This is a genomic window from Planococcus sp. MSAK28401 (assembly GCF_018283455.1).
Taxonomy (GTDB): Bacteria; Bacillota; Bacilli; order Bacillales_A; family Planococcaceae; genus Planococcus; species Planococcus alpniumensis.
This window is the reverse complement of the sequence record NZ_JAAMTH010000001.1, coordinates 1,448,536-1,462,345: the sequence shown is the minus strand read 5'-3', so window position 1 is coordinate 1,462,345 and position 13,810 is coordinate 1,448,536. Positions and strand designations below refer to the sequence as shown.

The 13,810-nt window shown below is 48.6% G+C and carries 10 protein-coding genes; all 10 read right to left on the bottom strand.

Features of this window, described 5'->3' with window-relative positions; all coding sequences use genetic code 11:
* Window positions 1–1,287 carry a glutamate-1-semialdehyde 2,1-aminomutase gene (gene hemL / locus G3255_RS07430; RefSeq protein WP_211653913.1) on the bottom strand — a complete coding sequence of 429 codons (1,287 nt, stop codon included), beginning with the start codon at window positions 1,285–1,287 and terminating at the stop codon, window positions 1–3.
* Between the two features lies 1 nt (window position 1,288).
* Window positions 1,289–2,269, bottom strand: a complete 981-nt coding sequence (gene hemB, locus G3255_RS07425; protein ID WP_211653912.1) for a porphobilinogen synthase — start codon at window positions 2,267–2,269, stop codon at window positions 1,289–1,291.
* Window positions 2,266–2,952 carry a uroporphyrinogen-III synthase gene (locus G3255_RS07420; protein WP_249222081.1) on the bottom strand — a complete coding sequence of 229 codons (687 nt, stop codon included), beginning with the start codon at window positions 2,950–2,952 and terminating at the stop codon, window positions 2,266–2,268. Before G3255_RS07420 ends, hemB begins: the two co-directional genes overlap by 4 nt.
* The gene (gene hemC / locus G3255_RS07415) at window positions 2,945–3,874 is read right to left on the bottom strand and encodes a hydroxymethylbilane synthase (RefSeq protein WP_211653910.1); all 930 of its coding nucleotides are present in this window, start codon (window positions 3,872–3,874) and stop codon (window positions 2,945–2,947) included. Before hemC ends, G3255_RS07420 begins: the two co-directional genes overlap by 8 nt.
* Before the next feature lie 18 nt (window positions 3,875–3,892).
* Window positions 3,893–4,723 carry a cytochrome C assembly family protein gene (locus G3255_RS07410; RefSeq protein ID WP_211653909.1) on the bottom strand — a complete coding sequence of 277 codons (831 nt, stop codon included), beginning with the start codon at window positions 4,721–4,723 and terminating at the stop codon, window positions 3,893–3,895.
* A 160-nt stretch (window positions 4,724–4,883) separates the two neighbouring features.
* Entirely contained in the window at window positions 4,884–6,266 is a 1,383-nt protein-coding gene (gene hemA, locus G3255_RS07405) for a glutamyl-tRNA reductase (protein ID WP_211653908.1), read from the bottom strand.
* Window positions 6,267–7,663: 1,397 nt separating this feature from the next.
* Window positions 7,664–8,245, bottom strand: a complete 582-nt coding sequence (gene yihA / locus G3255_RS07400; RefSeq protein WP_211653907.1) for a ribosome biogenesis GTP-binding protein YihA/YsxC — start codon at window positions 8,243–8,245, stop codon at window positions 7,664–7,666.
* Complete coding sequence (gene lon, locus G3255_RS07395; RefSeq protein WP_211653906.1) at window positions 8,242–10,569, bottom strand: endopeptidase La; 2,328 nt, start codon at window positions 10,567–10,569, stop codon at window positions 8,242–8,244. Before lon ends, yihA begins: the two co-directional genes overlap by 4 nt.
* Window positions 10,570–10,731: 162 nt before the next feature.
* The gene (clpX, locus tag G3255_RS07390) at window positions 10,732–12,003 is read right to left on the bottom strand and encodes an ATP-dependent protease ATP-binding subunit ClpX (protein WP_101190147.1); all 1,272 of its coding nucleotides are present in this window, start codon (window positions 12,001–12,003) and stop codon (window positions 10,732–10,734) included.
* 440 nt (window positions 12,004–12,443) lie between these two features.
* On the bottom strand, window positions 12,444–13,745 hold the full coding sequence (tig, locus tag G3255_RS07385; RefSeq protein WP_211653905.1) for a trigger factor: 1,302 nt from the start codon (window positions 13,743–13,745) through the stop codon (window positions 12,444–12,446).
* Between the last annotated feature and the right edge of the window lie 65 nt (window positions 13,746–13,810).

Below are 13,810 nucleotides of genomic sequence, written 5' to 3'. Positions count from 1 at the left end.
TTATCTTGCCAGTTTCGCAAACACATTATGGAATGCTTGCACTGTGCGTTCGATATGTTCAGGTGTATGGGCAGTCGATAGGAACATGCCTTCAAACTGGGATGGTGGCAAGTAAATGCCTTCTTCCGCCATTAAACGATAGTACTCCGCAAACAACTCCAGATCGGAACTCGAAGCCGTTTCAAAGTTCGTCACTTCCTCATTCGTGAAGAAGAAGCCGATCATCGAACCAGCACGGTTGACCGTATGCGGGATATTGTATTTTTCAGCCGCTTCGCGGAAACCTTTTTCCAGCTGGTCACCACGTTCAACGAATGTTTCGTAGCTTGCTTCGTTCAAACGCGATAATGTCTCAAAACCTGCACGCATCGCGAGCGGGTTTCCGGACAGTGTGCCCGCCTGGTAGATCGAGCCGCTTGGTGCGACTTGTTCCATGATTTCGCGTTTGCCGCCAAATGCGCCAACAGGCAACCCGCCGCCGATGACTTTGCCGAGGCACGTCATGTCCGGCGTGACACTGTAATGGCCTTGTGCACAATTATAGCCGACGCGGAAGCCAGTCATGACTTCATCGAAGATCAAGACGGTGCCGTTTTCATGCGTCAAGTTGCGCAGCTCTTGAAGGAATCCTTCAGCTGGCGGAACGACGCCCATATTGCCGGCGACCGGCTCGACGATCACTGCCGCCAAATCATCTCCGAACTCCTGGAACGCTAGGCGCACGCTTTCCAAATCGTTATAAGGAACCGTAATCGTGTTTTTCGCCACAGATTCCGGTACGCCTGGAGAATCTGGCAAGCCGAGTGTCGCAACGCCAGATCCCGCTTTGATCAATAGGCTATCGCCGTGGCCGTGGTAACAGCCTTCAAATTTCAGGATCTTGTTGCGTCCTGTATAGCCGCGCGCTACGCGAAGTGCGCTCATCGTCGCTTCTGTACCGGACGATACCATACGGACCATTTCAATTGATGGCACGCGCTCTTGGACGAGTTTTGCCATATCGTTTTCAAGGATCGTCGGTGCGCCAAATGAAGTGCCAAGTGTTGCCTGTTCCTGGATGGCTTTCACCACTTCAGGATGGGCATGGCCCAGAATCAGCGGGCCCCAAGACAAGACGTAATCGATATACGTGTTACCGTCGATGTCCGTAATGGTTGCTCCGCTGCCGGATTGCATAAAAATCGGTTCCATATTGACCGATTTAAAGGCGCGCACCGGGCTGTTGACGCCGCCTGGCATCAGTGGTTTTGCTTCTTCGAATGCTTGTTTAGAGTGTTCGTATCCCATATTATTTTCCCTCCAGCCAGCGTACCGCGTCTTTTGCGTGGTACGACATCAGAATATCTGCCCCAGCACGTTTCATGCTGAGCAAAGTTTCAAGAACGATTTTTTCTTCATCGACCCAGCCGTTTTGCGCGGCTGCTTTAACCATCGCGTATTCACCCGAAACATTGTAAGCGACGATCGGGATGTCAAAGTTATCGCGAACTTCGCGGATAATATCAAGATAAGACAACGCCGGTTTGACGATCATGAAATCTGCGCCTTCATTAACATCGGATGATGCTTCGCGAAGTGCTTCCATGCGGTTTGCCGGGTCCATCTGATAGGTTTTGCGGTCGCCGAATTGAGGCGTAGAATGCGCCGCTTCACGGAACGGTCCGTAGTAAGCAGAAGCATATTTCACGCCGTATGACATGATTGGAATATGGCTGAATCCGGCTTCATCAAGGCCGTAGCGGATCGCTGCGACAAAGCCGTCCATCATGTTCGATGGCGCGATAATATCTGCACCGGCTTTTGCTTGGGATACCGCTGTACGCGCCAACAAGTCGAGTGACTCATCGTTTAAGATGACGCCGTCTTCGATGACGCCGCAATGCCCGTGGTCTGTATATTGGCATAGGCACGTATCGGCGATGACAACGAGTTCCGGATGGCGCTGTTTGGCAAAACGGATCGCTTCTTGTGTAATCGCGTGGTCGTGATAAGCTTGCGAACCGACTGGGTCTTTATCTTTCGGAACACCGAAAAGAATGACGGACGGGATGCCGAGCTCAACCACTTCATCTAATTCTTCGCCAAGGCGGTCGATTGAATAATGGTAGACTCCTGGCATTGAAGAAATTTCTTTTTTATAGTTTTCGCCTTCCACAACAAAAATCGGATAGATGAAATCCTCTTTTTGTACGGAGGTTTCACGGACCATTGCACGAAGATTCGCTGAACCGCGCAGACGGCGGTGACGATCGAATTTCAAGTCTTTCATAAGTTGCAACTTCCTTTCGCTATTGTCTGGATGATTTCAAGATACGTATAAGTTTCAGGGCGGAAATGGACCTCTCCACCCGCTTCGATGATGGCTCGTTCGGTAATATGCCCAATCGCGGCAGTCTGGATGTCCTTGAAATTTCCACCCGCTTCCCGGTAAGCAGAAACTGCCGAAGGGCTAGCGAAAATAATCGTGACATCGGACATCCCGGCGAGCGCTTGTGCATTGTTGTACTTCTTGACGGTATCATAGACAGTCCATTCATCGATCACTAGCGGCATCGACAAAATCGTGTCTTTGGCGAGAGCCCCCCTGACAAACAAACAGCGTTCCTTGCCGGCGATGTCCGGAAATTCCTGGACAAAGACATCGGCACTGAACGTTGAAGGGATGAAGTCGACCGGATAGCCGTGTTTTTCCAGTATTTCAGCGGTCTTATCACCGACAGCCGCTATTTTCGCATCGGTTTCTGGACGCAGCTTGCAAAAAGCTTCTGCGCTGTTGCGGCTCGTGAAAATCAGCCAGCCATAACGCTCAAAATTAGGCGCACGGGTGTTTCGCAGTACCGTCTCGATCAGTGGATAATATTCCACCTGCGCCCCGTTCTGCAGCGCAAGCTCTGCCGCTTCTTTCGGCAAACGGCTGCCGGTAAAAATGATGACCGGTTTTTTCTTACACATTGTTTTCGGCGATGACACGCTGGATCAAATCATATCCGCCTTGTGCGCTGATTTTTTCAGCTACGATGCGGCCTGCTTCAATCGGGTCTTTGCCAGCCGCTGATTCTTTGTACACTTGGTCGCCTTCTGGAGCCGAAATCAATCCTGTGAAGGAGATTTCATCACCTGAAACCGTCGCATATCCTGCAATCGGCACTTGGCAGCTACCGTTCATGTCTTTAAGGAATTTACGCTCCGCCGTCACGGCCAGTTCTGTTTCTTTGTCGTTCACTTTCGCTAGTTCCGCAAGAAGCTCTTCGTCGTCTTCACGGCATTCAATGGCGAGTGCGCCTTGCCCGATCGCCGGTAGACAGTCTTCTGTATTCATGAATTCAGTGACGATGTCATCGCTCCAGCCCATACGTTTCAACCCAGCAGCTGCCAGAATGATGGCATCGAAATCACCTGCATGGAGCTTCGCGAGGCGTGTATCGATATTCCCGCGGATCCACTGGACATCAAGGTCCGGGCGCAGTAAAAGTAACTGCGAGCTCCGGCGCAAGCTGCTTGTGCCGACGACAGCGCCGACTGGCAAATCCATCAATTTCACATGGTCATTCGCAATGAAGGCGTCACGCGGGTCTTCCCGGTCCGGGATACAGCCGATGACAAAACCTTCGGGAAGAACAGCTGGCATGTCTTTCATACTGTGGACGGCGAAATCGATTTCCTTGGCATAAAGCGCCTCTTCGATTTCTTTGACGAAAAGCCCTTTGCCCCCCACTTTTGACAATTGAACATCCAGGATGCGGTCGCCTTTAGTGACAATCTCTTTAATCTCGAATTCAAACGGCGCACCTGCCGCTTTCATTTTCTCAATGAATTGGTTGGTTTGCGTCAACGCAAGCTTGCTTCTTCTTGACCCTACAATGATTTTTCTCAACTGAATCCTACCTTTCTATTAATACCAAAAATGAAATTCCGATAAACGACTGCCGAAAAAGAAATTAATCAGCAATATCAAAAACGCATACAAATGGGCCCAGGCATAGTTCATGCCATTCAAGTTGCCTCGCCGGTGACGCCATAGAATAAAGCTATAGACAATCAGCAGGATAAACGAACCCACAATTTTTACATCTAAAATGGAAAATTCCTCGAGCGACACGACTGCCCATTGGAAGCCGAGAACGAGTGAGACGAACAGCATCGGGATGCCGACCAAAACGGAAATGGTCATGCCCTGTTCGGTCTGCCCGAGTGACGGCAGGCTGCTCCATTGCTTGGTCCATTTCTTTTGCTTCAATAGCCTGTACAGCAGCAGGTGAAGCGCAGAAAAAACGAACGATAACGAAAATGCCGCATAGGACAGGATGGCGAACGTGATGTGGATGAACAACAACTCCGACACCAAGGCTTCCCCGACCGGCGACCGTTCGATCTGAACCGGCGCAAATGTATGGATAACCATAAAGATGAATCCGATGATATTGATCAAAAATACCGCAAAATCAAAACGGTAGAAAATCCGCAAGACGAGCGATAGCGTAACCAATAACCACGCATAGAAATAAATGCCTTCAAACAAAGTCAGTACCGGAAAGCGCTGTGTCTCTACGATGTAGAGCACCAGGAACACGGTCTGCAATAACCACACGGCCCCAAGAAGTGACATGGCAATCCGGATGGCTTTTTTCGTAGTATATAAATAATCGACAAAATAAAAGACAAGGCTGATAGCATATAGTATAACCATAGCTTCATGCAGCCTTGCCATTGTTATATCAGCCATCCTATTCCCCTTCGTTTCCATAATTAAAGGCGTTTCGCCTCTACATTTTAACATATAGATTCGAAAACGCCTCATTATAAGATAGCTCTATCCCGCATTTGCGGCCCGGTTGGGTCATTTACAGCGAGGAGATGAAAATCCACGCTAATTGGAAATATTTTTAAACAGTATAGCCTGGATTTTCTTGTCCTTGCAGCGCTTCTTGCTGCTTTTCAAGGCGTGCACGCTCCGCTTTTTGGCGCGTCGCAAGCGCTTGTTTTTCACGCTGCTCCTCGACTTCTTCTTCAATGCCGAAAATCTGCATGAACATTTCAAGCTGTTCGCGTGATTTCTTCGCTGTACCCATTTCCTTGGCCTGCAAAATCGGCTCTTTCAATAATTGGTTGATGATCGATTTCGTATGCTTATTAAGGATCTTCTTCTCGCGATCTGTCAAATCCGGCATTTTGTTCTCGATGCTTTCCATCGTTTCCGCCTGAATGCCAAGCGCTTTCTCACGCAATGCGGAAATGACCGGAACAACGCCTAGCGTGCCGAGCCAGTCGTTGAACTGCTCTGCTTCTTGGTCGATCATGACGGCGATCTGTTTCGCCGCGCGTTCACGTTCAGCGAGGTTCGCTTCGACGATGCCTTGCATATCATCAATATCATATAGGAAGACATTCTGAAGATCGCCGATGCGTGGATCCATATCACGCGGTACCGCGATATCGACCATAAACAATGGCTTGCCTTTTCTCAGCTTCTCGACAAACTGCATCAATTCGAGATCGATGACGAAATCCGTCGAGCCTGTAGATGAAATCAAGATGTCCGCTTCCAGTAATGCGCATTGCAATTGATTCAAAGGTTTGGCCATTCCGCCGAATTTATCAGCGAGCACTTCCGCTTTCTCGAATGTGCGGTTGATGACCGTAATGCGGTCCGCTCCGCTGCCTTGCAGGTTCTTAATGGCGAGTTCGCCCATTTTCCCTGCGCCGAGAATGACGACATGCTTGTTTTTCAATGAACCAAAGATTTTTTTGCCAAGCTCAACCGCTGCGTAAGAAACCGATACTGCATTCTCGCCGATCGCTGTTTCGTTATGCGCACGTTTTGCCAGCGTCACCGCTTGCTTGAACAATTGGTTGAACACGGTTCCTGTCGTACCGATCTCTTGGCCTGCGAGGAAACTGGATTTCACTTGGCCGAGAATCTGCGTCTCGCCAAGGACCATCGAATCGATTCCGGCAGTGACACGGAACAAATGATCAATCGCTTCGTCCTGTTCATGAAGGAATAAATACTGGGAGAACTGCTCCATCGGAATGTCGAAATAGGAAGCCAGAAATTGCTTCACGTAAAAACGGCCGGTATGCAGCTGGTCCACGACGGCATAGATCTCCGTCCGGTTGCATGTCGATACGATGACGTTCTCCAATATGCTTTTTTGTTGTTGCAGGGCTTGCATCGCTTGCGGAAGCTCGCTTTCAATGAACGATAGCTTCTCACGGATCGATACAGGCGCTGAACGGTAGTTGACCCCGACTACGAGTGTATGCATGGGCTTAAAACACCTTTCGCGTTCAATATTTCATTTCCCTAAGTATACCACTTTTCCATCAGATTATGCCTGCGATTTTGTGAACAAGGCATGAACCTGCTTGAACTTTGCTTTATCGTACAAGGGTTTCCGCTGTGGAAACTCCACTTTATAATCATTCTAAACTTAAGCTAATTACAATTCTAGCAAAGCGATTATGGTGTCACAAGTATAACGCTCGTAGTCGGAATTGACTGTGAACTTATGCACAATGAATGGTGATTTTCATGGTGTTGAATCGGGAAGAAGTTATGTGAATTACCGAATTTAAACAGGAAATTCTTGTGGTGGAGATTGCGCTTCAAGGGGACGCTTTAGGCCCGCAGGATGCGGGTCATGCAGCCGATGCGACAGGACGTCGCGTTTTCGGCTGCCCGGGGGCCGGCTTCAGCCGCTTCCCTCGCTAGCGCTCAGTCCAGGGTCTTCAGCTCGTCCTGATCCCTCCAGAGTCGCCCCTTTCCGCTCCATCTCTAGTTTTAGAGAGGAAATGAAATTCATCACACACTGAAGTAAGCGTGAAAAATTTTAATCGTCTTCGTAAATTCAAATTGAACAGCGCACGGAACTTCTCTGCAATATCAGTCCAGCTAAGCGTCGCCAAGAGCGGATGAAAACAATTAACAGTGACACTTCATCGCAAACCACATCCAATGAAAACTAAAAGCCGAACCGTGCATACGGGCGAGCCGAAGCAATAAGACAAATGTTCTTCTTGGCTTAATGCGGGAGGCATGCCCCAAGCGGAGGGCGGCTAGCTTCACGATGAAGTAATCATCGGCTGATTCATTTCACTATCAAGTCCAGCTAGGTGCCCCCCAACCAGCGGATGAAGTCAATCAACAGTGATACGTCTTCGCACGCAATGTCCAATGAAATCTAAAAGCCGAACCGCGCACACGGGCGAGCCGGAGCAATAAGACAAGTGTTCTTCTTGGCTTATTGCGGGAGGCATGCCCCAAGCGGGAGGCGACTAGCTTCACGATGAAGTAATCATCGGCTGATTCATTTCACTATCAAGTCCAGCTAGGTGCCCCCCACCAGCGGATGAAGTCAATCAACAGTGATACGTCTTCGCACGCAATATCCAATGAAATCTAAAAGCCGAACCGCGCACACGGGCGAGCCGACGCAATAAGACGAGTGCTCTTCTCGGCTTATTGCAAGAGGCATGCCCAAAGCGGGAGGCGACTATTTTATGAAGAAATAACCGACGAGCCATTCATCTCGCTCGCTTGTCTAATTATCTTGTCTACAAGGTGTGTCAGCTATTCGCTGCAACTAAAAAACAGGACCCGGAAAATCAATGATTTTCCGGGTCCTGTTTTATTTCAAGCCAGTCAGGTGAACTCCCTGCTTGCTTACATGCGTTTTTCGATTTCCTGCCAGGCGGCTTCTTGACCGAGCCCGGTTTCGGAAGAAAAGACGATTAATGGATCGCCTTTCTCCATATCCAGTCCTTCACGGACGATTTTCTTATGCTTGTCCCATTTGCCTTTCGGGATCTTGTCGGCTTTCGTCGCGATGATGATACACGGGATACCGTAATGTTTCATGAAATCATACATCATCTGATCATCTTTGCTCGGCGGATGGCGAAGATCGACGATTTGGACCACCGCGCGCAATTGCTCGCGGCTTGTAATATAGGTCTCGATCATCTTGCCCCATGCTTCGCGTTCGGTTTTGGATACTTTTGCGTATCCGTAGCCTGGAACGTCGACGAAAAACAAGTCCTCTTCGATCTTATAAAAGTTCAAAGTTTGCGTTTTGCCGGGCTTGGACGAAATACGCGCCATGCTTTTGCGGCCGATGAGCTTATTGATAAAAGACGATTTTCCGACATTTGAGCGTCCAGCGAGCGCAAACTCGGGAAGCTCGGTTTCCGGGTATTGCGCTGGGCGAACCGCACTGATTACCAGTTCTACGTTATGGACCTTCATTCTTTTGCTCCTTCCAGCGCAATTTCCAGCGCTTGTTCCGCTTGGCTGACGAGGTGGAATTCCAATTCTTTACGAATTGTTTCTGGAATATCGTCGAGGTCGCGTTCATTTTCCGCAGGGACGATAATCGTCTTCAATCCTGCACGGTGGGCGCTCAAAGTTTTTTCTTTCAGCCCGCCGATCGGCAAGACACGTCCGCGAAGCGTGATTTCCCCTGTCATGCCGACGTCGCGGCGCACGGGCCGCTTCGTAAGTGCGGAAACGAGCGCTGTCGCAATTGTCACACCGGCGGATGGGCCGTCTTTTGGAACGGCTCCTTCCGGCACGTGGATATGAATGTCGTGTGCTTCCTGGAAATTCGGGTCGATGCCAAGCGATTCCGCCTGGGCACGGACAAACGATAGCGCTGTTTGTGCCGACTCTTTCATGACGTCGCCCAGTTTACCGGTCAATTGCAGCTTGCCTTTGCCTGCAGATAGCGACACTTCGATTTGTAAAGTGTCACCGCCGACAGCGGTATAGGCGAGGCCAGTCGCAACGCCCACTTGGTTTTCACTTTCAGCCACGCCGTAGCGGAATTTCTTCTTGCCGAGATAGTTCTCGACTTCTTCCGCGCCGACCGTCACGTGCTCTTTTTCTCTCGAAACGATTTGCTTGGTCACTTTTCGGCAAACAGAAGCGATTTGGCGTTCCAAACCGCGCACGCCAGCTTCCCGCGTGTAATAGCGGATCATGGAAACGAACGCTTCTTCTTGGAAATCCAATTGCTCCGGCGTCAAGCCGTGTTCTTTCAATTGTTTTGGCGCCAAATGGTTTTTGGCGATCAATTTCTTCTCAAGTTCTGTATAACCTGCAATCGAAATGACTTCCATGCGGTCCCGCAGCGGCCCTGGAATCGATCCGAGGTCATTGGCGGTCGCAATGAACAACACATTCGACAAGTCATAGCTTTCTTCGATGTAATGGTCGCTAAAGGAATTGTTTTGTTCCGGATCCAATACTTCAAGCATCGCTGACGAAGGGTCGCCCCGGAAGTCATTGGACATTTTATCGATTTCATCAAGCAGGAAGACCGGATTGACGGTGCCTGCTTTTTTCATTCCTTGAATGATGCGTCCCGGCATTGCGCCGACATACGTACGGCGGTGGCCGCGGATCTCAGACTCATCGCGCACGCCGCCGAGTGAGATGCGGACGAAATTGCGGTCGAGCGAATCAGCGATTGAACGGGCAAGCGAAGTTTTCCCGACGCCCGGAGGCCCGACAAGGCAAAGAATCGGCCCGCGCAGCGAATTGGTCATCTGTTGGACAGCCAAATATTCAAGCACGCGTTCTTTTACCGTTTCAAGGCCGTCGTGGTCGCGGTTCAATACTTCTTCCGCATAATTGATATCGAGGCGGTCTTCAGTCGTTTCAGACCAAGGAATCGTTACAAGCCATTCGATATAGTTGCGGATGATGCCGCTTTCCGCTGCAGCTGAAGGCAATTTCTCGTAACGGTCTAATTCCTTCAACGCCGTTTTTTCGGTCGACTCCGGCATGCCGGCTTCTTCGATGCGTTTTTTCAAGTCGGCCACTTCTGCGCCTTTGCCGTCCTTGTCGCCAAGTTCGGTTTGGATCGCTTTCATCTGTTCGCGAAGATAAAACTCTTTTTGCGTTTGCTCCATCGCTTTTTTCACACGGTCGTTGATGCGTTTCTCGATGTCCGCTACTTCCTGCTCGTTATGCAGGCGGCTGATCAAGAGTTCAAGGCGCTTCGTGATGTCGAAAGTTTCGAGCACTTCCTGCTTCCCTTGCAATTTCAGCGATAGATGTGACGCAATCATATCCGCCAAACGGCCCGGCTCTTCGATATCCGCTACCGTATTGAAAGTTTCGGTCGTCACTTTTTTCGAGCCTTTGCCGAAGATTTCAAATTGCTCCAGCAAAATGCGCATCAACGCATCTTGCTCTGCATCGCGTTCCGGCTCATCCGGGAACGACGTCACTTCCACTTGCGTGAATTTTTCGCCGTCCTCGTATTGGTTCCACTGGCCACGTTCAAGGCCTTCCACTAGTACGCGGATCGTGCCATTCGGCAATTTCAGCATTTGTTTTACGTAAGCCAAGGTACCAATTTTATGCAAATCGTCTTTGTCTGGTTGCTCCACTGCCATATCTTTCTGAGTCGCCAAAAAGACGAGCTGGTCATCCATCATCGCTTGCTCAAGCGCTGCTACTGAACGCTCCCGGCCAACATCAATATGCAGGACCATCGACGGGAAGACGAGCAGCCCGCGGAGTGGCAAGAGCGGGACTTGTTTTGTCACTTTTTTCTTCGCCATAACTAAGTGCACCTCCGTCATTTCTCTTTCTCTCTGTCAGTCTGCGCCAATTATCTCGAAGACTGTGGTTTTTTCGTGGAAAAAGGGCTGACCCCCATACGCGCGGATGTGCACGATTCAGAGTCAGCCCGTATCATCCTATTCTTGTGCATCAGCCAAACTTTAAGCGGATGTTTTTTCGTTATTGCCGTTATCGTACTCAGTGCCGTCTTCCAGCATCAATTTCGGCTGAGAATTCTCGGTCACTGTTTCTTTTGTAATGATGCATTCGACGATATCTTCACGGGATGGCAAATCATACATCACATCAAGCATGATGTTTTCAATGATTGAGCGCAATCCGCGTGCGCCTGTTTTCCGCTCGATCGCGAGGCGGGAAATTTCAATCAGCGCGTCGTGTTCGAATGTCAATGTAACACCATCAAGCTCCATCATCTTCTGGTATTGCTTGATGAGTGCGTTTTTCGGCTCTGTCAGAATCTGCACGAGTGCATTTTCATCCAATTGCTCAAGGCTTGCGAGCACTGGCAGACGGCCGATAAATTCAGGGATCAAGCCGAATTTCAACAAATCCTCTGGGATTAATTGGCTAAGAAGGGATTTTTCATCCATTTCTTCTTTGTTCGGATCTGCGCCGAAGCCGATGATTTTATTGCCGAGGCGGCGTTTGATAATTTGGTCGACTCCGTCAAACGCGCCCCCTACGATGAACAGGACATTCGTCGTATCGATTTGGATGAATTCCTGATGAGGATGCTTACGCCCGCCTTGTGGGGGAACGCTTGCTGTTGTGCCTTCCAGGATTTTCAATAAAGCTTGTTGTACGCCTTCGCCGGAAACGTCGCGTGTAATCGACGGGTTCTCGGATTTGCGTGCCACTTTATCGATTTCATCGATATAAATGATGCCTTTTTCTGCACGGTCTACATCGTAGTCTGCAGCTTGGATCAATTTGAGCAAGATGTTCTCGACATCTTCCCCGACATAACCAGCTTCAGTAAGCGATGTTGCATCCGCAATTGCAAACGGCACATTCAGGATACGCGCGAGTGTTTGCGCGAGCAAAGTTTTCCCGCTTCCTGTTGGCCCGATCAAGACGATATTCGATTTCGAAAGTTCGACATCGTCGATCTTGCTTTGTGAATTGACGCGTTTGTAATGGTTGTAAACCGCTACTGCCAAGGATTTTTTCGCCTTGTCCTGGCCGATTACATAGCCGCCAAGGATATCCATGATTTCTTTAGGTTTCGGTACTTCTTTGAACTCAGTTTCTTCTTCTGTTCCGAGTTCCTCTTCTACGATTTCTGTGCAAAGCTCGATACACTCGTCGCAAATATATACACCTGGCCCTGCGACCAGTTTACGAACTTGTTCCTGCGGTTTTCCGCAAAACGAACATTTCAAATGTTCTTTTTCATCGTTAAATTTGAACAATGTAGTCACCCCTATTCAAGCCATTATGTTACAAGATTATTTTGATTGTATCAACTAATTAGAACTATGCCAAAGAAACTGCCTTTATATGTAGGAACGTGAATTTGTCGGCAGTGTCATAACTCAGTTGTTTAGAAAACCAAACCTTTTCAGCTGGTAAAATCGCCGTAACTGCTACAAAAAACTCCATTCTTTTAGATCGAGCATGACGTTATAGCTTTGCTCCCACATTTACTGCGTAAATGCGTCGCAAATGAATGCGCTCAGTAATGCCTCGCTCATTCATTTCCCGCGGGAGTCTTCGTAGTATTACGGCTGATTTAGACACATTATAAGTATTAATCTTTATGAGATCAGCATAAGCCATTCATTTTTGTTGCAATTATGTATAGAAAACAAGGTGCGGTTGCCGCACCTTGTCTTATTAAGAATCTTATGTGTTATTCAGCAGCTTTTGCGTCAGAGATTTTAGCGTTCTCCACTAGGAACTCAACCGTGTTTTGCATACGGATGTCGTTTTCTAGCATTTCAGTGCCGCCTAGAGCTGTTTTGATTTGTTCAGCGTCCATGTTGAATTGGCCAGCCATTTTCTCAAGCTCTTTGTCGATGTCTTCAGAAGTGACTTCCATGTTTTCCGCTTTAGCGATTGCTTCAAGCGTCAATGATACGCGTACGCGTGTTTCAGCGTCAGCTTTCATCTGCTCGCGAAGTGCATCTTCGTCTTGACCTGAGAACTGGAAGTACAATTCCTTGTTCATGCCTTGCTGGCTTAGGCGTTGTTCGAAGTCTTGCATCATACGGTCGATTTCAGAATCGATCATTGCTTGCGGAATTTCGACTGTTGCGTTTTCTGCCGCTTTTTGTACAAGCTCGTCGCGCATTTTTGTTTCAGAAGCGTTTTCTTTCTCCGCTTTCAAGTTTTCTTTCATTTTCGTGCGAAGTGCGTCAAGACCTTCTACTTCTTCGTCAAGTTCTTTAGCGAACTCATCGTTCAGTTCAGGGAGTTCTTTTGCTTTCACTTCGTTTACCATTACTTTGAACGTTGCTGATTTTCCAGCAAGTTCCTCAGCGTGGTATTCTTCAGGGAAAGTGACTTCTACGTCTTTTTGTTCACCAGTTTTAGCGCCGACCAATTGCTCTTCGAAGCCTGGGATGAATGAGTTAGAACCGATTTCTAGGGAGTAATCGTTGCCTGCTCCGCCTTCAAACGCTTCTCCGTCTACAAATCCTTCGAAATCGATAACAGCAGTGTCGCCGTTTTCAACTTGTCCGTCTTCTTTGACAGTCAATTCAGCCATGCGTTCTTGGCTTTCTTTCAATTGCTCTTCGATTTCCTCATCCGTCACGTTCATGTCTTCTTTGGAAACTTCAAGCCCTTTGTATTCGCCAAGTTCCACTTCAGGTTTCACTGTTACTTTAGCAGTGAATACCAATGGCTCGTTCTTTTCTAATTTTTCGATGTCGATTTCAGGGCGGTCAACCGGGTTGATGCCTGCTTCTTCGACTGCGTTCGCGTAAGCGTCAGGCAGGATGAAATCAAGTGCATCCTGGTAAAGAGATTCTACACCGAAACGTTTTTCAAACATTTGGCGTGGCATTTTCCCTTTGCGGAATCCTGGTACGTTAATTTCTTTAACGACTTTTTTGAACGCTTTATCAAGCGCGCCGTTTACTTCTTCAGCCGGTACTTCTACTGTAAGTACTCCGACGTTACCTTCTTGCTTTTCCCATTTTGCTGACATGTATAAGCCCTCCAAACAATTTTTTACAAAGTCATGTACGAAATTTGTACGATTTTTGACAACCT

Coding starts and splice junctions, on each gene's coding strand:
- hemL (WP_211653913.1), bottom strand. CDS start 1,287: ATGGGATACGAACACTCTAAACAAGCATTCGAAGAAGCAAAACCACTG.
- hemB (WP_211653912.1), bottom strand. CDS start 2,269: ATGAAAGACTTGAAATTCGATCGTCACCGCCGTCTGCGCGGTTCAGCG.
- G3255_RS07420 (WP_249222081.1), bottom strand. CDS start 2,952: ATGTGTAAGAAAAAACCGGTCATCATTTTTACCGGCAGCCGTTTGCCG.
- G3255_RS07410 (WP_211653909.1), bottom strand. CDS start 4,723: ATGGCTGATATAACAATGGCAAGGCTGCATGAAGCTATGGTTATACTA.
- hemA (WP_211653908.1), bottom strand. CDS start 6,266: ATGCATACACTCGTAGTCGGGGTCAACTACCGTTCAGCGCCTGTATCG.
- yihA (WP_211653907.1), bottom strand. CDS start 8,245: ATGAAGGTCCATAACGTAGAACTGGTAATCAGTGCGGTTCGCCCAGCG.
- lon (WP_211653906.1), bottom strand. CDS start 10,569: ATGGCGAAGAAAAAAGTGACAAAACAAGTCCCGCTCTTGCCACTCCGC.
- tig (WP_211653905.1), bottom strand. CDS start 13,745: ATGTCAGCAAAATGGGAAAAGCAAGAAGGTAACGTCGGAGTACTTACA.